General features: G+C 64.5%; 15 protein-coding genes and 1 pseudogene. 9 read left to right on the top strand and 7 right to left on the bottom strand.

Features of this window, described 5'->3' with window-relative positions; translation table 11 throughout:
- Positions 1–141: 141 nt before the first annotated feature.
- The 4 genes from ACSQ22_RS05065 to ACSQ22_RS05050 are packed head-to-tail and all read right to left on the bottom strand — an operon-like array spanning position 142 to position 4,627.
- The gene (locus tag ACSQ22_RS05065; protein WP_436129615.1) at positions 142–1,095 is read right to left on the bottom strand and encodes a TniQ family protein; all 954 of its coding nucleotides are present in this window, start codon (positions 1,093–1,095) and stop codon (positions 142–144) included.
- A complete protein-coding gene (locus ACSQ22_RS05060) occupies positions 1,082–1,978 on the bottom strand; it encodes a TniB family NTP-binding protein (protein ID WP_436129614.1) in 897 nt (298 codons plus the stop codon). Before ACSQ22_RS05060 ends, ACSQ22_RS05065 begins: the two co-directional genes overlap by 14 nt.
- The gene (locus ACSQ22_RS05055) at positions 1,978–3,927 is read right to left on the bottom strand and encodes a Mu transposase C-terminal domain-containing protein (RefSeq protein ID WP_436129613.1); all 1,950 of its coding nucleotides are present in this window, start codon (positions 3,925–3,927) and stop codon (positions 1,978–1,980) included. The genes ACSQ22_RS05060 and ACSQ22_RS05055 overlap by 1 nt, the downstream gene beginning before the upstream one ends.
- A complete protein-coding gene (locus tag ACSQ22_RS05050) occupies positions 3,905–4,627 on the bottom strand; it encodes a TnsA endonuclease N-terminal domain-containing protein (protein ID WP_436129612.1) in 723 nt (240 codons plus the stop codon). Before ACSQ22_RS05050 ends, ACSQ22_RS05055 begins: the two co-directional genes overlap by 23 nt.
- A gap of 91 nt (positions 4,628–4,718) precedes the next feature.
- Between ACSQ22_RS05050 and ACSQ22_RS05045 the strand changes: the two are divergent.
- Positions 4,719–5,387, top strand: a pseudogene (locus tag ACSQ22_RS05045) (ATP-binding protein); the annotation flags it as partial.
- 166 nt (positions 5,388–5,553) lie between these two features.
- Positions 5,554–6,060, top strand: a complete 507-nt coding sequence (locus tag ACSQ22_RS05040; RefSeq protein ID WP_436129611.1) for a MarR family winged helix-turn-helix transcriptional regulator — start codon at positions 5,554–5,556, stop codon at positions 6,058–6,060.
- Between the two features lie 78 nt (positions 6,061–6,138).
- Here ACSQ22_RS05040 and ACSQ22_RS05035 read toward each other — a convergent pair whose 3' ends face one another.
- The 3 genes from ACSQ22_RS05035 to ACSQ22_RS05025 are packed head-to-tail and all read right to left on the bottom strand — an operon-like array spanning position 6,139 to position 10,232.
- Positions 6,139–7,731 carry an acyl CoA:acetate/3-ketoacid CoA transferase gene (locus ACSQ22_RS05035; RefSeq protein WP_436129610.1) on the bottom strand — a complete coding sequence of 531 codons (1,593 nt, stop codon included), beginning with the start codon at positions 7,729–7,731 and terminating at the stop codon, positions 6,139–6,141.
- Positions 7,732–7,761: 30 nt separating this feature from the next.
- The gene (locus ACSQ22_RS05030) at positions 7,762–9,015 is read right to left on the bottom strand and encodes a thiolase family protein (RefSeq protein WP_436129609.1); all 1,254 of its coding nucleotides are present in this window, start codon (positions 9,013–9,015) and stop codon (positions 7,762–7,764) included.
- Between the two features lie 2 nt (positions 9,016–9,017).
- Positions 9,018–10,232, bottom strand: a complete 1,215-nt coding sequence (locus ACSQ22_RS05025) for a thiolase family protein (protein WP_436129608.1) — start codon at positions 10,230–10,232, stop codon at positions 9,018–9,020.
- Between the two features lie 159 nt (positions 10,233–10,391).
- Here ACSQ22_RS05025 and ACSQ22_RS05020 point away from each other — a divergent pair, with 159 nt between their 5' ends.
- The 7 genes from ACSQ22_RS05020 to ACSQ22_RS04990 all read left to right on the top strand — a co-directional run bounded on the left by ACSQ22_RS05020 (position 10,392) and on the right by ACSQ22_RS04990 (position 20,742).
- A complete protein-coding gene (locus ACSQ22_RS05020) occupies positions 10,392–11,177 on the top strand; it encodes a crotonase/enoyl-CoA hydratase family protein (protein WP_436129607.1) in 786 nt (261 codons plus the stop codon).
- A 44-nt stretch (positions 11,178–11,221) separates the two neighbouring features.
- Positions 11,222–13,090 carry a feruloyl-CoA synthase gene (locus ACSQ22_RS05015; protein ID WP_436129606.1) on the top strand — a complete coding sequence of 623 codons (1,869 nt, stop codon included), beginning with the start codon at positions 11,222–11,224 and terminating at the stop codon, positions 13,088–13,090.
- Between the two features lie 37 nt (positions 13,091–13,127).
- Positions 13,128–13,892 (top strand): SDR family NAD(P)-dependent oxidoreductase, encoded by a 765-nt coding sequence (locus ACSQ22_RS05010; protein WP_055399781.1) that lies wholly within the window; start codon positions 13,128–13,130, stop codon positions 13,890–13,892.
- Positions 13,893–14,100: 208 nt separating this feature from the next.
- On the top strand, positions 14,101–15,090 hold the full coding sequence (locus tag ACSQ22_RS05005; RefSeq protein WP_055399779.1) for a Bug family tripartite tricarboxylate transporter substrate binding protein: 990 nt from the start codon (positions 14,101–14,103) through the stop codon (positions 15,088–15,090).
- Positions 15,091–15,364: 274 nt separating this feature from the next.
- Positions 15,365–17,065: an acyl-CoA dehydrogenase family protein gene (locus ACSQ22_RS05000; protein ID WP_436129605.1), complete on the top strand. Its 1,701-nt coding sequence runs from the start codon at positions 15,365–15,367 to the stop codon at positions 17,063–17,065.
- Between the two features lie 124 nt (positions 17,066–17,189).
- Entirely contained in the window at positions 17,190–18,923 is a 1,734-nt protein-coding gene (locus ACSQ22_RS04995) for a tannase/feruloyl esterase family alpha/beta hydrolase (protein ID WP_233573526.1), read from the top strand.
- Positions 18,924–18,996: 73 nt separating this feature from the next.
- Positions 18,997–20,742 (top strand): tannase/feruloyl esterase family alpha/beta hydrolase, encoded by a 1,746-nt coding sequence (locus ACSQ22_RS04990; RefSeq protein WP_436129604.1) that lies wholly within the window; start codon positions 18,997–18,999, stop codon positions 20,740–20,742.
- Positions 20,743–20,799: the final 57 nt, after the last annotated feature.

Here is a 20,799-nt window from a genome sequence, read left to right as displayed (position 1 = left end):
GGACCGGAAAAATCCGTGGATAGCAATTCGAGCAGTAGCCGACGCCCAGGTGAACCCGATGCGCCTTGTCCATAGCGCGCTCACACTGGCCACAGTTGGCTTTTGGAAGCTTAGAGCCCAAATACTGGCTGTCATCCATATTTATCGGGATACCCTTGCTCGCGAACGGCGGGGCCACCGTACCCTGCGCGCCGTATCAAGAAGTAGCTGCGCGCGCCGTTGGGGATCGATTGGCATCGAGTCAGTCCTCCGTTTGGGCCTAGCACTCAGATCACATGCCCGGCTATATCCACACCACACCAGAGCGCCCCGTGAAGGGTGTGACGCCAAACGCACGATGACACCCTCCTGGCTGCGCAGTAGCGCTGCGCGCTCCCAAGTGCGCCAGTAGCTCCAGTGCTCGCCCGCGAGTGCAAATCGCGGGTCACATACGGCAACCTCGCTCAAATGCCGGTACAGAGCGCATAAGGGCCCAGGCCTACCTGTGCGCGCATCATTCCAAATGCTTTGGATGTGGCGATGCAACTCAAGTTCTTCCTCTGAAACAGTTTGCAGATCGTGCCCAGCAAGACTGGTGGTACATCGTCCACAGCGTGCCAACACCAGTTCATCATCGCGGTAGGGCGTGAATGGCTTTCCACACTCTGGACAACAGTCCTGAAGGGGAAGGGAGTGCGCAGGGCAAAGCCAATTTGTGGAAATGCGCCAATCTCTGCAGAGATACCTGTCCGGAGAATCTAAACACCTGCAGCAATACATCTGGCCGTAGCGTATACGTTTCCATCGGACAAGGCCGACATAAGTGATCCAAGGCTCGAAGCCGATGGCTTGCACCGGGACACCGCACTGGGAAAGGAAGGTGTTGACCGTCATGGTCCGCACACACTCGCACCCGATGCCCAAGCCTTCAGCAACCTTCTTCAAAAACAGTACATTGATACTGCGGTCAATGTCGCGACACCAAACGTCCCACGGCAGTCCCATGGACTTCGCGAACGACGCAGTGCTGTGCGCGGCACGCCACGCCCGCCTGGTCAGCAGTGAGCCCAACACCTCGTCCGGGTGGGGCAATACCTGCGCATCAGATTGCACCATCGGTACGCCCACCATTGAGAAGGCGCTCCACGAGTCCCGCTACCGCCTTGTCCAGCAGAGCGTATGTAATGCGATCCTCTCCTTCGCGCAAGGCCATCTCTGCGGCTGCCCTCACGATTGCCCGCACGGATCCAATGGTGCGAGCAGACTTCATATAGATCAGCTGGACCAACTTGCCTTGACTGAGGCCAGACGGTTTGGGCAACGGCACAAACATCTCGAAGCTCACCAACAAACGCTGGAAATCCTCGTTGGCTTGCCATCTAGGCAAGGCAAGCTTCTGAAACCGGGTCATAAACTGAGGGTCAGTTGCGAGCGCTCGCGTGACCTCCTGCGTGCCACAGCCAACTATAGAAATATTGCGCGTGTTGGAGAGCCGCTTGAGAGCCGCCATAAACAATCTCTGATTGCGCGCCGTGCCATTGAGCATTGCATGCAACTCGTCAATCACTAGAGTGGTTGTCTGGTGAGCGATCAACTCCTGTGAGACGATCGCCTCCAATCGCTCAGGCGCGGCATCGGGCCTGTGGAGGACATCCAAAGCCGTGAGGATGGAACTGAACAGGCGCCCCTCATCGGGCGCCGGCGGACACTCTGCCCACAAAACCTTGGTGATGGGGTTCCCTGTCGCATCCAGGACCACGGGATTGCGTCTTATCAGCTCGCTGGTCAACGAGGTCTTCCCGTTGTCGCTGTCCGCAATCACCGCACGGCATGGTGGCCTTTGCACGCGAGGATAGGCCACCACGTCCGCTAGGTCTCGCAAAATCGCTTCAGCGGCCGGATACTCAATGAATCGGTCTCTGCGTACAAATTCGAGTCGGTCCTCCAGAGAAGACTGCAATACCGTACGAGCATTGGGATGAAGATGTTCGAAGTCCATCAGCTACGTGTAGTGAAAGGCATGACAGGCGCGTTGGAAAATCCAGAGAACGCCTCCGAAGGGTCAGGAGCAGTGTTGACTCCGCCCAGCATGCGGTCCTCGATCTGCGAGCGATCAGGCTGCTTTGGCTTAGTAGGCTTTTTGCCCGCCTGGTTCGATTTCCCTGATCGGGCAGCCTTTCTGGCAGTGGTGGTCAACGCAACTGAAGTCGCCTCGCGCTCTTTGGAGCGCTGGCGATAGCCAGCCTTGGCGTCCGTATCCTCCATCGCCTTGCCCACCGCGTCATCGCGCGACCTCAGAGCAGAGAACTCCTCGCCAGTCAGCTGGTTCTCGTAGTCGGTATCGGGTGGAGGCGGGAACTGGGGAATCCTGTAGTACTGCCTCGTTTGCGGATCCAGGAACCAGATCGCATTGCGGCGCCTCGGGTGCTCCTTGATGACGAACTTCTTTTTCTTGCCGGTTTTGGGATCAGCGTAGTTGATCCAGGGGATCAACACTTCTGAGAAGTAGTCAGCTTTGTTGATGCGAATCCCCGTAGGGCTCACGACCCGCGTATCCTGCGGCAGAAAGTCGAAGACTAGCTTTTCTGGATTGGTGATCAGTTGAGGGAGGCCGCAAGCCGGCGTCTTGCTAGTACCTAAGATCGCTTCTTCCCACGCCTTGATCGGAGGCTTCTTCAACGCACCGTGTTTGCTCACGTGGTAGTGGTTGACGATCCAATCAGCGATTTCGACTTCAAGTTCACGCAGCGTATAGGCAGACTTCTTCTTCGAGTCATAGTCGCCCCGTTTTTGCGGATTCGAGAACGTCGTTCCAGGCTTCTTCTGAAGCATCATGTTGACGTTGCCGATCATCCGTTCAATGTGGCCGCCATAGCGAGGGGTTTTGACACGGCGAAACTCAGTGTCAATGCGCTGTTCATGGCAGGCATGCTCCAAAACCGCCCCACGAAACTCCTTGGCGTTGTCACAGTGCACCTTGTGAATCTTGCCCTGCACCGGCCATGAACCACTCAGCCCCAAATCTGCGAGATAGTCCTTCTTGGGAAGCATGCCCATCGCAAGCGCCATCCCAGCGGAGGTTGAGCTAGGTGCAGACATACTCAAATAGAACCCAACAATCATGCGGGTCATAACGTCTATGACCAACGTGAGCCAGGGTCGCCCCCAAGGTTCACGCGTGTCAGAGTAGACCACCGTAATATCCAGGCGTACGTGGTCGATCTGCACGACCCCAAGAACGTTTCTTGTTGGCGGAAACTCACCTGGCGTAGGCGTGAATTTGTCAGCCTCCTGCGAATAACCGCGCCCTCTGAGTACCTCCTTGGCCGGTATTTTTTTGATCCGGTTTCTCACAGAATTGATGTGCGGCAGCTTTAGCTTCTCCGCTTTGCATCTTTCCTCAAGCTCTTGGAACACATCCACCACTTTGAGCTTCTGGTCCTGAAGATAGAGTTCATTGATGATGTCTCGAATGATCTCTTCTACTCGCTCAGGAAGACGCGGGCCCTTCGGCCCTCGCTGCCCTGGAATGAGCCCGACGAGGGAACCCGCCTGTTCGTAGTCTTTGATAAGCCGATACACAGAGGCAGTGCTCAGATCCATCGTCGTGGCAACGCGCGCAACGTCCTCGCGTGTTCGCGAGTCCTTGCCAATCAACTCGCCAAGCTGCTCCAGGCGTTTCTTTGCCAAGTCCTGCTCAGCCTGGGAAAAAGCCTCCAGTGCTGGTAACGGCTCCGCCTTTTCGGCAGAAGGCTCCTGGACAGTGCTCGGATGCCTCAAGTGATCCAGCAAGACACTTTCTGTCCGTCCACTCTGCACATGTTGAATGATCACCCGCTCAAGTGACAGCACGGCGCAAACACGATGCAACTCGTTCTTGTAGGCAACTGTGGCCTCGGGCCTCACGTCGAAGGCCGTAACGGTCTCAAGCGGCATCTGAGTCGTCATTGAGCACCTCTTCGAACCAAATTTCTGATGCCATGTTGAGCGGGAAAGCCAAGTTGGCACCGATGTAGCCCATGGTGAGGAGGCGCCACATCACTCCCACCGCCATCGCACGGTTCTCTAGGTCCTGGAAAGCCGCCGCAAGCAAAATCGCCGGAGTTGTGACCTGCAGCTCCTCCAACGTTTCCAGCAAGCGAAGGCCCAAGCCAGCGTTGTCGTCGTACGTGCGAAAGCCACGAAGAAAAAGGACGTTTTCGAGGTAGGGACCTCGGATCTGCCGCTCGGTCACAACTCGGAAGCTCCACCCTCGGGAGCGGCACAACAGCCTCGCTGCTCTGAACCCAAACTCCAGTTCGTCCCAACGATCTCTCAGCTCTTCGCGGTACTTGATCTCGTACAACCCCGGCCGTTTCCTGCGCTGCCCATCCTGTGGCCGGAACTTCAGCAGAAAGTCCACGGTGTACCGACGTAAGCGACCGTTGTTCACGCGGTAGCGAATACACAAAGGCTGGCTGATGATTGTGTCCACTTCGTCGTCAAAGTCGGCCAAGTAGGCGAAATCACGCTCAAGAGTGCTTTCATAAGGGACGGTTTCGCCTGACGCTTGGGCCCGCCCTGTCACTGAGCGATAGCTCATCGGAATCTTGCGCACACCCTTCTCTGATTCAGTCACATCAACTATTGTAATTTCGTGATCAGTCATAGAAAATCGTGTAGCCCTTCTCATCAACCAGTAGTGTATCAATGCGTTGCTCCGTGGGGAACTACCATATGAAGTCTCATAAATTAATGGAATCAACAGCGGATCACCCCCCAGGCCCGGCGAAATTTCGTTGGCGCACAACGGAATCTTGTTTCTGGACGAACTGCCCGAGTTTCCGCGTTCTGCCCTGGAGGCCCTGCGCGAACCGCTGGAGACAGGACACATCACCATCTCCAGAGCGGCGCAGCGTGCGGATTTCCCCGCCCGGTTCCAGATGATTGCGGCCATGAACCCCTGCCCATGCGGCTACCTGGGCTCCACCCAGCGCGCGTGCCGCTGCACGCCCGACCAGGTGAACCGCTACCAGGCCAAGCTCAGCGGCCCGCTGCTGGACCGCATTGACCTGCATGTGGAGGTGCCCGCCCTGCCCGCCGACCAGCTGGTGCAGGCACCCGCGGGCGAAGCCAGCGAGGCGATCCGCGAACGCGTGGCGCAGGCCCGCGCCGTGGCACTGGCGCGGCAAGGCAAGACCAACCAGGCGCTGCAGGGCCAGGAGATCGACACCCACCTGCACCTGCAGGATGCCGCCGCCAAATTCCTCAACACCGCCGCCGCCCGCCTGGGCTGGTCGGCCCGCAGCACGCACCGTGCGCTGAAGGTGGCGCGCACCATTGCCGATCTGGCGGGTGCACCCTCGACCGAAGTGGGCCATGTGGCCGAGGCCGTGCAATACCGGCGCGTGTTGCGCAGCCCCGTCTGAGAGCCACAGGCGCCGATGCTGCACCGTGTGTGTCGCCTGCCACACATCAAATACTATAATTATGATAGCAATAGATATCCGTCAAATAAGCGCTAGCGGCTGATTTGAATCAAATTTCCGCGCAACCTGCTGCCAACACCCGCCCACCCCCCGCCACAATCACCCCATGTCCAGCGTTCGCCCCACCAAAAAGACCACCGCCTCCATGGTTCCAGCCAACCCGGCGCCCGCACCCGAATCGGTGGATACCGGCTTTCTGCGCACGCTGGTGGGCTACAACGCACGGCGCGCATCGCTGGCCGTGATCGAGGTGTTCATGGAGCGCATGGCGGTGTACCGCCTCAAGGTGGTGGACTTTTCGGTGCTGTCGCTGGTGGCGCACAACCCGGGCGTGACCTCGCGCCAGCTGTGCGTGACGCTGGGCGTGTTGCCACCCAATCTGGTGGGCCTGGTGGCTGCGCTGGAGCGGCGCGGCTTGATCGAGCGCCGCCCCCACCCCAGCGACGGCCGCGCCATGGGCCTGCACCTGACGCCCGACGGTGTGGAGCTGACGGTCCAGGCCGAGCAGACCGCCGCGCAGCTGGAGGTGGACGCCACCGCCGGCCTCACGGCCGCCGAGCGCAAGACGCTGATCCGCCTGCTGCAAAAGGTCTACGCCCGCGACGGGGCCTGACAAAGAAGAGGGGCGCTGCAGCCAGCGCCCCTTGGTCTTTGGTTTTGTGCCCGGCTTCGGGCCGCTTCTGCGCCCCGTTTATTGGCCTGCGGCCGCCGGTGCCACCGCCTCAGACTTCGCGGCCATGGCAGCAGCCAGTCCGCCCCACTTTTCGTGGAACAGGCCCGCGTCCATGGTCTTCACATTGCGCATGATCGGCTTGAAGCCCATGTGCGCCAGCACGTCGCGCTCCAGATCAATGCCGGGCGCAATCTCGGTCAGCTCCAGCCCTTCGGTGGTCAGGTGGAACACGGCGCGTTCGGTCACGAAGAGCACGTTCTGCTCCCGCTGGGCAGCATCCAGCCCGTTGAAGGTGATCTGCTCGACCTTCTCGATGAACTTGCGCGAGCGGCCTTCCTTGACGATGGTGAGCTGGCCGTCGGCCACCTTCACCTCCAGGCCCCCCGCCGTGAAGGTGCCGCAGAACACCAGGTTCTTGGTCGACCGCGTGATGTTCACAAAGCCGCCACAGCCCACGGGCCGACCGTTGAACTTGCTCACGTTCACGTTGCCGTGGTTGTCGGCCTGCGCCAGGCCCAGGAAGCTCGCGTCCAGCCCGCCGCCGTCGTAAAAGTCGAACTGCAGTGACTGCTCAATGATCGCGTCGGCGTTGTAGGCCGTGCCAAAGTCGCCCAGCTGCGCCGGAATGCCGCCGGTGATGCCGCTTTCCACGCTCAGCGTGAACTGGTCCGCCACGCCCTCTTCCGCCGCCACCGACGGCACACCGGCCGGAATACCGATGCCCAGGTTGGTGATGGCACCCGGCTTCAGCTCCAGCGCGGTGCGGCGTGCGATGACCTTGCGTTCGTCCAGTGCCATGGGCGCCAGCGAGTTCACCGGCACGCGCACATCGCCACACAGCGCGGCGTTGAACTGCGTGGTGATGGTCTGCATGTGGTTCTCGGGCTGGCTGACCACCACGTAGTCCACTGACACGCCCGGCACCTTGACCGACTTGGGGTGCAGGCTGCCCGCCTTGACGATGCGCTCCACCTGCGCGATCACGATGCCGCCGCAGGCCTTGGCCGCGTGGGCGATGTTGATCTGCTCCAGCAACACACCTTCCTTGTCCAGCGTGATGTTGCCGTTCTCGTCGGCCAGCGTGCCGCGGATGATGGCGACATCGACCTTGGGCGCGGGGTAGAACAGCCACTCCTCGCCGTTGAATTCGACGAGTTTTACAAGGTCTTCGGTGGACTTGCTGTTGAGCTTGCCGCCTTCAATGCGCGGGTCCACGAACGTGCCCAGGCCCACCTTGGTCAGCAGCCCGGGACTGCGGCTGGCAATGTGGCGCGTGAGGTGCGACAGGCTGCCCTGTGGGAAGTTGTAGGCCTCGACCTCGCCGTCGAACACCATCTTCATCATCTCGGCGCCGGTCTGGCCAAAGTGGCCTGCCACGGTGCGCTTGATCATGCCCGGGTGCGCAAAGTGGACCATGCCCGCGTCCTTGCTGTTGCCGATGGCGCCGCAGGCCCAGGTGGTCACATTGCGCGGGTGGCCGGTGTCGAGGAAGTTCTTTTCCACGCCCTTGAGCACTTCCTCGGGCAGGCTGGAGACGGCCAGGCCGCCCAGGAAGATGGTGGCGTTGTCGGGGATGAGTGCCCCGGCCTGGGCTGCGGTGATGATTTTCATGGTGTGCTTTGCAAAATGTGGATTCAGGGTTCAGGCGTCGGGGTTCTCGATCAGCAGAGCAATGCCCTGACCGCCGCCCACGCAGGCGCTGGAGATGCCGTAGCGCAGCCCACGGCGGCGCAGCTCGCGCGCCAGGGTCACCGTCAGGCGCACGCCGGTGGCGGCCAGCGGGTGGCCCAGGGCAATGGCGCCGCCGTTCACGTTGAGCTTGTTGAGGTCCAGCCCCAGCTCGCGGCCCACGGCCAGGGTCTGTGCGCCCTGGGCTTCGTTGATTTCTAACAGGCCGATGTCATCCAGCGTGAGGCCGGTGCGTGCCAGCAGCGCGCGAATGGCCGGGGCCGGGCCGATGCCCATGTACTCGGGCGCCACACCCACAGCGGCCACACCGCGCAGGCGCGCCAGGGGCTTGAGGCCACGCTGCTGCACATAGGCATCGCTGGCCACCACGGCGCCCACGGCGCCGTCCACCAGGGCCGAGCTGTTGCCAGCGGTCTGCACGCCGCCGGGGTAGACCGTGCGCAGCGCGGCCAGTGCCTCGACGGGCGAGGGGCGCGGGTGCGTGTCGCGGTCCAGCTGCGCCACCTTGCGGGGCAGCGTGATGCCGCGCGTGGCGTAGCCTTCCAGCTCAAACTTCTCGCTGGTCACTGGCACGATCTCGCCCGCCAGAAAGCCATCCTCCTGCGCCTTGAGCGCGCGGGCGAAGGATTGCGATGCGTAGGCGTCCACGTCTTCGCGCGTGATGCCGTACTTCTTGGCCAGGTTCTCGGCCGTTTCGATCATGGTGACGGGGCCGGCCGTGTCGATCAACGCCTCCATCAGGAAGTCCTTGAACTCCACGGGCGCGCCCAGCTTGAAGCCGGTGCGGTGTGTGTAGGCCGCAATCGGGTTGCGCGTCATGGACTCGGTGCCCACCACCAGCGCCACGTCGGTGTAGCCCAGCGCGATCTGGTCTGCGGCCTGGCGGAACAGCTCAAAGCCCGTGCCGCAGATGCGTTGCACCAGGATGGCGGGCACGGCCTGCGGCACGCCTGCATACAGGCCAATGTGGCGCGGCAGCACAAAGGCGTCGAAATCGGCCTGCGCCATGGAGCCGGTGATGACCGAGCCCACATCGGCTGCGGGCACGCCGCTGCGCTCCAGCACGGCGCGCGCCACCTTGATACCCATGTCGGTGGGCGACACATGGCCCAGCGGGCCGCAGTAATCGACCATGGGCGTGCGCACGCCGTCCACCAGCCAGGCGTTCAGGGGGGCGGAGAAAGAGCTTGTCGAAGTGGTCGTCATGGTCAGGCCTTGGAAGTGGTTTTGCTGTCGGTCACGCGCAACACGGTGGCATAGCCGGTGTCGCCCGCAGCGCATCCGGTGAACAGGCCCACGCCGCCGCCGCGCAGCACCAGCTCTTCGATCAGCTCGATGATGGCGCGCATGCCGGTGGGTGCCTGGGGGTGGCCCCAGATGATGGAACTGCCGTAGTTGTTCATGCGCTCCCAGGCAAAGCCGGTGTCGCGCGCCAGGGCGATGTCGTTCACAGCGAAGGGGTTGTGCGTCTTGATGGCCGCCACGTCGCTGATGGAAAGGCCCGCGTTCTTGAGCGCGTTGAACGCGGCAGGCGACGGTGCCATGGGCATGTAGCCCGCCTCCACGCGCGCCATGCCAAAGCCCAGGATCTCCACTTCGATGCCGGGGTCGGTGGCTACGGCGCGCGCACGTTCGCGGGTAGTGACGATGGCGCCCGCGTTGCCGTCGGCCGGATGCGTCTGGCCGCCAAAGGTCACCGTGCCACCCTCTTTGACGGGCTTGAGCTTGGCCAGGCCTTCGGCGGTGGTCGGGAAGATGCCTTCATCGGTGCTCAGCGTGCCCGTCTGCTTGCGGAATTTGGAGTCGGTGACGGGCACATCGGCCATGTAGCGCTTTTGGAAGGCGCGGTCGTCGGCCAGCGCCTCCTGGTACTGGTGGTAGCGGTGCAGCTTGAGCGCGTGCTGCTCTTCGGTGCTGATGCCATAGCGCGCGGCCACGTTCTCGCCGGTCTGCAGCATGGGGTTCTTGGCATACGGATCGTGTCCCATGTTGTCGGGCACCCAGTGCTCGGTAATGCCATAGCCGCCGGTGCCGCTGGAGTCGGGGTAGTACACCACCGGCCCGTTGGACTGGCGGTCGGCCATCACCAGCAGCGCGCTGGTGGCCGTGCCGCAGGCCACCTCTTGTGCAGCCATCTGCAGCGCGCGCACACTGGTGGCGCAGGCCTGCTGCACCGTGGGCCCGGCCACACGGTCGATACCCATCATGCCGGTGACCCAGGGCAGGCCGTAGAAGCTGCCCTTTTGCGGGTTGGTGATGCCGAGGATCGCCAGGTCCACCGCGGCCAGGTCGTACCCGCGCGCGGCGAGCGCCTGCTTGCCCACCGCAGCGGCCAGCGGCAGCGCGTTGAGGTTGGCCAGCGTGCCCTGCCACTTGGCAAACGGGGACGACCAGTAGATACCGTAGGGGATGAAGGCGTTCATGACAGGGTCCTTGCTTGGATTGCGCACCAATTTTAGTTATTTATCATAACCATATGAGTCGCTTGAAAAGCTAGGGAAACCCCCTAGCAAAGAGCGGCCTTGCGGTCTTGTTTTAGTTATTTTTGATAACCATAATTTCCCTAACTCACTCACACCACCATGACCAAGAACTCCGACATCTCCCTTGAAATCCGTGGCGAACGCGAGGAAATCGCGGTCATCCGCCTCACCCGCCCCGCCAAGCGCAATGCCTTGAACGACGGCCTGATCCTGGCGCTGCGCGACGTGATGGACAACCTGCCCGCCAGCGTGGGCGCCGCCGTGATCGATGGCGATGGCGAACACTTCTGCTCGGGCCTCGACCTCTCGGAGCTGAAAGAGCGCGACGCGGGCCAGGGCCTGCACCACTCGCGCATGTGGCACGCGGCGCTGGACCGCGTGCAGTTCGGCCCCGTACCCGTGGTGGCGGCGCTGCATGGTGCGGTGGTGGGCGGCGGGCTGGAGCTGGCCAGCGCCTGCCACATCCGCGTGGCGGACGAGACCACCTTCTATGCGCTGCCCGAAGGCTCGCGCGGCATCTTTGTGGGCGGCGGCGGCGCGGTGCGCATCCCGCGCCTGATCGGCACGGCCCGCATGACCGACATGATGATGACCGGCCGCGTCTACAACGCCGTGGACGGCGAGCGTGTGGGTTTTGCCCAATACCTCGTGCCCACCGGCACCGCATTCGACAAGGCCTTTGAGCTGGCCCAGCGCATTGCGCAGAACGCACCGCTGACCAACTACGCACTCATGCACGCGCTGCCCCGCATTGCCGAACAGCCGTCCGACCAGGGCCTGATGACCGAAGCCATGATGGCCGCCATCGCCCAGAGCGCGCCCGAAGCCAAGGCCCGTGTGCGCGCCTTCCTCGACGGCAAGGCAGCCAAGGTCCAGAAGGCCTGAAGATGCGAGCCCCCGCCCGCGCCAGTGAGTTCTTGAAAGCACCCATGATGGCAACCGCCCCCACCCCCCGCTACCGGCCGCTGCGCTTTGGCGTGACCGAAGTCACCACCCGCCAGGGCGACAACGGCGTGGTCTATGTGCGCGCCACGCAAGACCTGCAGCCCCACCCCGTGCGCCTGACCGACCGCCTGGCGCACTGGGCGCAGACGACGCCCGACCGCACCTGGATGGCGCAGCGTGTGAAGAACGCCGACGGCAGCCTGGGCGACTGGCGGCACATCAGCTACCGCAAGGCATGGGACAGTGCGTGCCGCATTGCGCAAGCGCTGCTCGACCGCAACCTGAGTGCCGACCGCCCCGTGGTCATGCTCAGCGAAAACGATCTGGAGCACGCCCTGCTGTCGCTGGGCTGCCTGGTGGCGGGCGTGCCGCAATGCACCGTGTCGGCCGCCTACTCCACTGTGAGCAAGGACTACGACAAGCTGCGCCACGCCATCGACACCCTCACGCCCGGCCTGGTGTTTGCGAGCAGCGGCGAGCGCTTTGCCGCCGCCATCAACGCCACGGTGGGCGCCGACGTAGAGGTGGCGCTGATCGAGGGCACCCTGCCCGGCCGCAGTACCACCCCGTTCAGCGCACTGCTGGCCACCGAGGCCACGCCCGCCGTGGACGCCGCACACGCCGCCATCACGGGCGACAGCATCGCCAAGTTCATGTTCACCTCGGGCTCCACCAAGGCGCCCAAGGCCGTGATCATCACGCACGGCATGTGGGCCGCCAACCTGCAGCAGATGAACCAGTCCATGCCCGTGCTGGCCGAGGAAGACCTGGTGCTGGTGGACTGGCTGCCGTGGAACCACACCTTCGGCGGCAACCACAACTTCGGCATCGTCATCTACAACGGCGGCACGCTGTACCTGGACGAAGGCCGCCCCACGCCCGCGGGCATGGCCGAGACCATCCGCAACCTGCGCGAGATCGCGCCCACGGTGTACTTCAACGTGCCCACGGGTTTCGAGGTGCTGGCGCACACCATGAAGACCGACGCGCAGCTGCGCAAGAACCTGCTCAGCCGCGTGAAGATGTTCTTCTTTGCCGCTGCCGCACTCTCGCAACCCATCTGGGATGCCCTCTTTGAGGTGGCCGAGCAGGAGGTGGGCGAGCGCATCGTGATGAACACCGGCCTGGGCATGACCGAGGGCTGCCCCTTTTGCGTGGCCGTGAACAGCCCCAACGTGCAGGCGGGCGACATCGGCGTGCCCACGCCGGGGCTGGAGTTGAAGCTGGTGCCGATTGATGGCAAGGTCGAGGTGCGTTATCGCGGCCCCAACATCACGCAGGGCTACTGGCGCAACGCCGAGGCCACGCACGAGGCGTTCGACGAAGAAGGCTTCTACTGCTCCGGCGACGCCGTGAAGTGGATCGACGAGGCCGACCACAACAAGGGCCTGAAGTTCGACGGCCGCATTGCCGAAGACTTCAAGCTCAGCACCGGCACCTTCGTGAGCGTGGGCCCCATGCGCGCCAAGATCATCGCGGCCTGTGCACCCTATGTGCAGGACGCCGTCATCACCGGCATCAACCTCAAGGAAGTGGGCGCGCTGCTGATCCCCACGCCCCATATCCGCACATTGGCGGGGCTGCCGGAAGATGCCAGCCTGCAGCAGGTGCTGGAGAGCGCGCCCGTGCAGCAGCACTTTCAGCAGGTGATCAACCAGCTGGCCGCACAAGCCACGGGCAGTGCCACGCGTGTGGCCCGCATGCACCTGATGGCCGAGCCGCCCTCGCTGGACAAGGGCGAGATCACCGACAAGGGCTCCATCAACCAGCGCGCCGTGCTCAAACACCGCGCCAACCTGGTGGAAGCCATGCACGAAGGCAAGTTGCCATTCACCCTCGTGCCTCAGAAATGAATTGACCTGAACTGAACGACTACCCAAGGACACCACCATGCAGATTCAAGGACAAGCCGCCCTCGTGACCGGCGGCGCATCGGGCCTCGGTGAAGCCACCGCACGCGCACTGGCCGCCCAGGGCGCCAAGGTCGCGGTGCTGGACCGCAATGCCGAACTGGCTGAAAAAGTCGCCGCAGACATTGGTGGCGTAGCCTGCCCCTGCGACATCACCGACGCCGCCAGCGTGCAGGCCGCCATCGACAAGGCCGCCGCCGCCCACGGCCCCGCGCGCATTCTCATGAATGTTGCAGGCATCGGTAGCGCCAAACGCGTGGTGCAGCGTGATGGCAGTGCCGCGCCGCTGGAAGACTTTGTGCGCGTGGTCAACATCAACCTGATCGGCACCTACAACGTGAGCCGTTTGTTTGCCGCCGCCTGCAGCAAGCTCGACGTGCTGGACAACGGCGAGCGCGGCGTAATGATGTTCACCGCCTCCGTCGCCGCCTTTGACGGCCAGGTGGGCCAGCAGGCCTACAGCGCCTCCAAGGCGGGCCTGGCGGGCATGACGCTGCCCATGGCGCGCGACCTGGCACAGCACGCGATCCGCGTGTGCACCGTGGCGCCCGGCCTGTTTGCCACGCCGCTGATGAAGGAACTGCCCGAGGCCGTGCAGCAGTCGCTGGCCGCCAGCATCCCTTTCCCGCCACGCCTGGGCAAGCCCGAGGAGTTTGCCGAGCTGGCCTGCCACATCGTGACCAACGGCCATCTCAACGGCGAAGTCATCCGCCTCGATGGCGCACTGCGCATGGCGCCGAGATGAGAAGCCCCCCTGAGTCGCTTCGCGCCATCCCCCCCTGGGGGACGCCACCCGTGGCCTGGCAAAGCCAGTTCCACGGTGGCGCTGGCTTATGCAGCGCCCGTTTGGAGCGCCTCAGGAAATGCGTCGCCATTTGCCAGATAACGAGAGGGCGTGAAAAGCCCCGTTCCAATTTTTTGAGTTTTACCCCGTCATACCAGGAGACAACACCATGACCATCACCCGCCGACAACTCGTCCAGGCCTTTGGCGCCAGCGCCGCGCTGGGCGCCCTGCACCCCTTTGCTGCCCACGCCCAGGTGGACCAGGTGAAGGTGTATTTCGGCTTCCCCGCTGGCAGCTCGGGCGACACCGTGGCCCGCCGCGTGGCAGAAAAATGGGGCGGCAGCGCCTTCAGCAAGAACGCTGGCGTGGTGGAGAACAAGCCCGGCGCGGGCGGCCGTATTGCGCTGGAGACGCTGAAGGCAGCACCCGCCGACGGCTCGGTGCTGGCGCTGGCGCAGGTGTCGGCCATTGCCAACTACCCGCACATCTACAGCAAGATGAACTACACCGACAAGGACTTCGCGCCCGTGTCGATTGCCGCCGTGATGCACCACGGACTGGCCGTGGGCCCCATGGTGCCCGCCAGCGTGAAGAACGTGAAGGACTTCCTGGCCTGGGCCAAGGCCAACCCCAAGGACGCCAGCTACGGCTCGCCCGGTGCTGGCTCCACGCCGCACTTCCTGGGCGCGCTGCTGGGCATCAACAGCGGCGTGGACCTGCGCCACGTGCCCTACCGTGGCTCCATCCCGGGCGTGACGGACGTGGTGGGCGGCCAGGTGGCTGCCATGGTCACGCCGCACGGTGACTTCATCGCCAACTACAAGGCGGGCAAGCTGCGCATCCTGGCCACCTCGGGCCCCAAGCGCTCGCAGTACGTTCCTGATGTGCCCACGTTCGCCGAGCAGGGCTTCCCCGAGCTCACCACCGAAGAATGGTTTGGCTTCTACGCCCCCGCCGCCACGCCCAAGCCGGTGATTGCCGCCGCCAACGCGGCCATCAACGCTGCGCTGAAGGAAAAGTCGGTCATCGACAGCCTGGCCATCGTGGGCCTGATGCCCCACGGCTCCACGCCCGAGGAACAAGCCCGCTGGCAGAAGGCCGAGTACGACACCTGGGGTCCGCTGATCAAGAAGATTGGTTTCACCGCAGATTCTTGAAGGTTGTGAATCCCCCCTGAGCGGCTTCGCCGCTTCCCCCCTTGGGGGGGACGCCACCAGCGCGGCGGGGCGGCCCTTGCGCGGTGGCCCTCGCCTGGGGGCGCGCCGGTATCGACAGGTGGCGGGCGCAACCCCCACACCCCACCCGTTCGGGCTGAGCCTGTCGAAGCCAAGGCGCAAGCAGCCACCAGGCTCGTGCCGACGAAATTCAGAAGAAAACGGCCTCCAGCGCTTATCTATCAAGCGCCAATAGCTATCAAATAGTGAGCATTTAATGCAAGCACGCCAAGCCCTTGCCGACATCCAGCATCTGCTGACCCACGTGTTGCAGGCGCCCAGCCGCTGGCAGGCGCTGGCGCCGTTTGCCGACACCGATGGCGAGCTGGCTGCGCAGGTGTTGGACGAGGCCGCCAAGTTTGTGGACAGCGCCATCGCCCCGTTGCAGCGCACGGGCGATGAGGAAGGCTGCCGGTTTGACGCAGGCAAAGTGCACACGCCCGCAGGATTTCGCGATGCCTACCAGGCCTTCTGGCAGGCGGGCTGGCCGTCGCTGTCGTGCGCGCCCGAGGACGGCGGCCAGGGCCTGCCTGCGGTGCTGGAGTGTGTGCTGTTTGAATGGCTGGCCGGTGCCAACCATGGCTGGACCATGGCGCCCGGCCTGCTGCATGGCGCGTACGAATGCATCAAGCACCACGCCAGCGACGAACTCAAGGCGCAGTACCTGGAGAAGGTCGCCACCGGCGAATGGCTGGCCACCATGTGCCTGACCGAAGCCCACGCGGGCAGCGACCTGGGAATGGTGCGCACACGCGGCGTGCCCCAGCCCGACGGCAGCGCGCGGGTGAACGGCAGCAAGATTTTTATCTCCGGCGGCGAACACGACCTGACCGACAACATCGTGCACCTGGTGCTGGCGCGCTTGCCCGATGCACCGGCGGGCCCCAAGGGGTTGTCGCTGTTTCTGGTGCCCAAGGTGCTTCAGGACGGCAGCCGTAATGCCGTGGTGTGCGAGCGCATCGAAGAAAAGATGGGCCTGCACGGCAGCCCCACCTGCGTGATGCGCTTTGACGACGCCACCGGCTGGCTGGTGGGCGAGCCGAACAAGGGCCTGAACGCCATGTTCGTGATGATGAACGCCGCGCGCCTGCATGTGGGCCTGCAGGGCATCGGCCTGCTGGAAGCCGCATGGCAAAAGGCCAGCGCCTACGCGGCAGAGCGCCGCCAGATGCGCGCCCCCGGCGCCAAAGACACCAGCCTCATCCACGACCACCCCGCCATCCGCCGCATCCTGCACACGCAGCGCGCCTGGATCGACGGCGGCCGCGTGCTGGCCTACCACACAGCCCTGCAGCTGGACGTGGCCAAGCACAGCACCGACGCGGGCGAGCGCGCCGCCGCCCAGCGCTGGTGTGCACTGGTCACGCCCGTGCTCAAGGCCGCGCTCACAGAACAGGGCTTCCACGGCGCCAGCGCCTGCCTGCAGGTGTTTGGCGGCCACGGCTATGTGCGCGAATGGGGCATCGAGCAGATCGTGCGCGATGCGCGCGTGGCCATGATCTACGAGGGCACCAACGAGATCCAGGCGATTGACCTGCTGGTGCGCAAGGTGCTGGCCGATGGCGGCCAGGGCCTGGCAACGCTGCTGACCACACTGCCCGGCACAGCGCCCAGCCCTGCGGCCAGCGCACGCCGCCATGCGCTGGTGGAGATCACACAGACGCTGGCGATTGCCGCCCAGTCCGACGCCGAGTTGCCCTACTGGGTGGCCGACGACTATCTGCGCGCCGTGGCGCTGGTGCTGCTGGACTGGGCCTGGTGCCAGATCGGCGCGGCCAGCCACGGCGAGCGCTGGAACGCCCCTGCCCAGGCACTCACCCAGTGGGTGCTACCCGAATTCGACATGCGCGCCGCCATCCTGCGCCAACGCATTGCACAGTCTCTGGAAATCAAAAACAAATTGGCCGCCAGCGCTTGATGGACAAGCGCTAACAGCTACAACATCAGTAGCAATCGCTGGTAGGGCTGCACCAACTCCTGCAGTGCATTGAGGCCGCGCTGCGGGTTTCCCTGGGCCTCAGATAACAAACGGAGACAACAGCATGACCATTACGAAAAGAAGAATGCGCATCCACCCCCTCGCCCTGTCGGCCCTGCCGGCAGCCCTGCTGATCGGGTGCGGAGGGGGATCGTCAGATGCAGGGCTGCCGCAGCTGGCAGCCGCCAACCCGGGCACCTTGAAATCGTGCAGCGACCTGGCCGCACGCATCAACTTTCCCAACACCACCATCACGGCGGCCAGCCCCGTAGCGGCAGGTACGCTGACCGTGGCGGGCACCCCCGTGGCAGCGCACTGCCAGATCACCGGCACCATGCACTCGCGCGTCAGCGCTGTGGATGGCAAGAACTACGCCATCGGTTTCGAGATGCGCCTGCCCAACGCCTGGAACGGCCGCTTCTACTACCAGGCCAACGGCGGGCTGGACGGCAGCGTGGTGCCCGCCACGGGCAGCTACAGCTCGGGCGTGCAGGTGACCAGCGCCTTGCTCCAAGGCTTTGCGGTCATCAGTTCGGATGCCGGCCACACCGGCGCACAGAACAACACCTTCGGTTTCGATCCGCAAGCCCGCCTGGACTACGGCTACCAGGCGCCCCAGAAGCTCACGCCCATGGCCAAGAACGCCATCGAGCTGGCCTATGGCCGCGCGCCAGACCGCTCGTACTTCGGCGGCTGCTCCAACGGCGGGCGCCACACCATGGTGGCCATGTCGCGGCTGGCCAATGAATACGACGGCTTCCTCGCGGGCGACCCAGGCTTCAACCTGCCCAAGGCAGCAGTCAGCCAGGTGTGGGGCGCCAAGAAGTACGCGGCCCTGGCCACGCCCGGCGCCATGACCACCGCGCCCGCCTGGCTGGGCGGCTTTCCGGTGCCCGACATCGGCACCGCATTCACCCCCGCCGAGCGCACGCTGGTATCGAACCGCATCCTGGCCAAGTGCGATGCGCTGGACGGTGTGACCGACGGCATCGTGGGCGATGTGGCGGCCTGCCAGACCCAGTTCAAGCTGAACGACGACGTGCCCACCTGCACCGGCGCGCGCGATGGCAGTTGCCTCACGGCCGAACAAAAGACGATGGTGGCCGAGATCCACACCGGGGCCAAGACATCGGCAGGCGCCGCCATCTACAGCACCTTCCCGCTGGACCCCGGCATCGCCAACCAGGACTGGGCGACCTGGGAGTTCGTGATCGGCCAGGTGCTGGACCCATTGTCCTCGGGCACCGTATTCAGCACGCCCCCCGTGCAGCAGACGCTGGCCACGGCCAACATTGACCAGTTGGCCGCCTCCATCTTTGCCACCAACGCCACGTTCACCGAATCGTCCATGTCGTTCATGACGCCGCCCAACCCCACCGACCTGGCCAAGCTGAAAGGCCGTGGCGCCAAGGTCATGGTGTTCCACGGCACGGGCGATGCCGTGTTCTCATACGACGACACCGTGAACTGGTACAAGGGCGTGGCCGCTGCCAACCAGGGCGATGCGAGCAACTTTGCGCGCCTGTTCCCCGTGCCCGCCATGGGCCACTGCGGCAGCGGCATCACCACCGACCAGTTCGACATGCTGACCCCGCTGGTCAACTGGGTCGAAAAGGGCCAGGCCCCCGACAAGGTGATCGCCCAGGCGCGCGGCGCTGGCAATGCCGCCGGTGCCAACCTGGAGCTGCCCGCCAGCTGGTCTGCCAACCGCACCCGCCCGCTGTGCGCCTACCCCAAGGTGGCGCGCTACAACGGCACGGGTGATATCGAAAGCGCCAGCAGCTTCAGCTGCAAGTAGTGCCCCGGCCCTGGCCACTGCGGCCAGGGCCTTTTTTGACTGCGCCCTTCCCCTGCCCACCTGGAGACATCGCATGCCACACCCCCTCCCGCGCACCCTCCCCCTGTCGGCCCTGGCCATGGCTCTGGGCACCGCCACGCTGCTGGCGGGCTGCGCCAGCGCACCGCGCACCACGCCCCCACCGCAGCTCGGCGCCGCCACACCCGCCACGCTGAAAAACTGCACCACCCTGGCCCAGAGCCTCGCGCTGCCCGACACGCGCATCACCTCGGCAGAGATGGTGGCCGAGGGCCCGATCACCCTGCAGGGCAACACCACCCAGGCGCCTGCGCACTGCCTCGTCAAAGGCAAGATGAAAGAGCGCACCGGCCCCGTGGATGGCGCCAGCTATGCCATCGGTTTTGAGATCCGCCTGCCCGTCCACTGGAACGGCCGCTTTCTGCACCAGGCCAACGGCGGGCTGGACGGCAGCGTGGTGACCGCGCTCGGCGCGGTGAGCGGCGCTGCGCCCGTGGCCCCCGGCCTGGTGCAAGGCTTTGCCGTGCTCAGCTCTGACGCGGGCCACGGCGCCCCCACGCCCTTCTTTGGGCTGGACCCCCAGGCCCGGCGCGACTATGGCTACGAGGCCGTGGGCACCCTCACCCCCATGGCCAAGGACCTGATCAAAGGCGCCTACGGCAAGGGCCCCGACCGCTCATACATCGCAGGCTGCTCCAACGGCGGGCGCCACGCCATGGTGGCCGCATCGCGCTATGCCGACCAGTACGACGGCGTGCTGGCGGGCAACCCCGGCTTCAGCCTGCCCAAGGCTGCCACGGCCCAGCTGTGGAAGGCCCAGCAGTACGCCAAGGTGGCCACCAAGGACGCCAACGGCCAGCCCGACCTGACCAAGGCCGTGAGCCCCACCGAATTCCAGCTCATCGGCCGCAAGATCGTGGAGCGCTGCGACGCGCTGGACGGCGCCACCGACGGCCAGGTGAACGACGTGCAAGCCTGCCAGGCCGCCTTCAACCTGCAACGCGACGTGCCCACCTGCACCGCTGCCAACACCGCGCGGGATGGATCGTGCATCTCTGCCGAGCAAAAGAACGTGCTGGCCAGCATCTTTGCCGGGCCCCAAAACAGCAAGGGCGAAGCCCTGTACACCGGCACCTGGTTCGACCCCGGCGTGGCGGGTAGCAACTTTGCGTTCTGGCACTTCAACGCACCCACCACGCGCGACGCAGGCGCTGTGGCCTTTTTGTTCACCACACCGCCCTCCACCCTGGACGCCTTCAAGGCCACCACCGGCCTGCAGTACGCGCTGAACTTCAGCATGGACGCGGACTACCCCAAGATGTTCGCCACCACACCGGTCTACACCGAGTCATCCTGGTCGTACATGACGCCCCCCAACGCGGCTGACCTGAGCGCCCTGCGCAACCGGGGCGCCAAGATGATGGTCTACCACGGCGTGGCCGACGGCGTGTTCTCGCCCATCGACACCGCGAACTGGATGGACCGCGTGCAGGCAAACCACGGCGGCAAGGCCGACGACTTTGCCCGCCTGTACCTGGTGCCCGGCATGAACCACTGCTCCGGCGGCCCCGCCACCGACCAGTTCGACATGCTGGCCCCGCTGGTGGCCTGGGTGGAACAGGGCAAGGCGCCCGACAGCGTGACGGCCAAGGCACGCGGCGCAGGGGCCAAGGTGGTGAATGCCGAGCTGCCTGCGACCTGGTCTGCCAACCGCACCCGGCCGCTGTGTGTGTACCCGAAGGTGGCGCGGTACAACGGGACGGGGGATGTGGAGAGTGCGGGGAGTTTTAGCTGCAAGTGATGAGCTTGAAAGCGGGAAGCCCGGCTTGTGCCGGGAGTTCTTTCTCGCGATGGACAC

Origin of the sequence: Acidovorax sp. LjRoot38 (assembly GCF_964252975.1) — a bacterium.
GTDB lineage: Bacteria > Pseudomonadota > Gammaproteobacteria > Burkholderiales > Burkholderiaceae_C > Acidovorax > Acidovorax facilis.
Note: the sequence above shows the minus strand (reverse complement) of the source record. Positions and strands in the feature narration are given on the sequence as shown.

Coding starts and splice junctions, on each gene's coding strand:
- ACSQ22_RS05065 (WP_436129615.1), bottom strand. CDS start 1,095: ATGGTGCAATCTGATGCGCAGGTATTGCCCCACCCGGACGAGGTGTTG.
- ACSQ22_RS05030 (WP_436129609.1), bottom strand. CDS start 9,015: ATGACGACCACTTCGACAAGCTCTTTCTCCGCCCCCCTGAACGCCTGG.
- ACSQ22_RS04995 (WP_233573526.1), top strand. CDS start 17,190: ATGACCATTACGAAAAGAAGAATGCGCATCCACCCCCTCGCCCTGTCG.
- ACSQ22_RS05055 (WP_436129613.1), bottom strand. CDS start 3,927: ATGACGACTCAGATGCCGCTTGAGACCGTTACGGCCTTCGACGTGAGG.
- ACSQ22_RS05040 (WP_436129611.1), top strand. CDS start 5,554: ATGTCCAGCGTTCGCCCCACCAAAAAGACCACCGCCTCCATGGTTCCA.
- ACSQ22_RS05050 (WP_436129612.1), bottom strand. CDS start 4,627: ATGACTGATCACGAAATTACAATAGTTGATGTGACTGAATCAGAGAAG.
- ACSQ22_RS05015 (WP_436129606.1), top strand. CDS start 11,222: ATGATGGCAACCGCCCCCACCCCCCGCTACCGGCCGCTGCGCTTTGGC.
- ACSQ22_RS05005 (WP_055399779.1), top strand. CDS start 14,101: ATGACCATCACCCGCCGACAACTCGTCCAGGCCTTTGGCGCCAGCGCC.
- ACSQ22_RS04990 (WP_436129604.1), top strand. CDS start 18,997: ATGCCACACCCCCTCCCGCGCACCCTCCCCCTGTCGGCCCTGGCCATG.
- ACSQ22_RS05020 (WP_436129607.1), top strand. CDS start 10,392: ATGACCAAGAACTCCGACATCTCCCTTGAAATCCGTGGCGAACGCGAG.
- ACSQ22_RS05010 (WP_055399781.1), top strand. CDS start 13,128: ATGCAGATTCAAGGACAAGCCGCCCTCGTGACCGGCGGCGCATCGGGC.
- ACSQ22_RS05000 (WP_436129605.1), top strand. CDS start 15,365: ATGCAAGCACGCCAAGCCCTTGCCGACATCCAGCATCTGCTGACCCAC.
- ACSQ22_RS05035 (WP_436129610.1), bottom strand. CDS start 7,731: ATGAAAATCATCACCGCAGCCCAGGCCGGGGCACTCATCCCCGACAAC.
- ACSQ22_RS05060 (WP_436129614.1), bottom strand. CDS start 1,978: ATGGACTTCGAACATCTTCATCCCAATGCTCGTACGGTATTGCAGTCT.
- ACSQ22_RS05025 (WP_436129608.1), bottom strand. CDS start 10,232: ATGAACGCCTTCATCCCCTACGGTATCTACTGGTCGTCCCCGTTTGCC.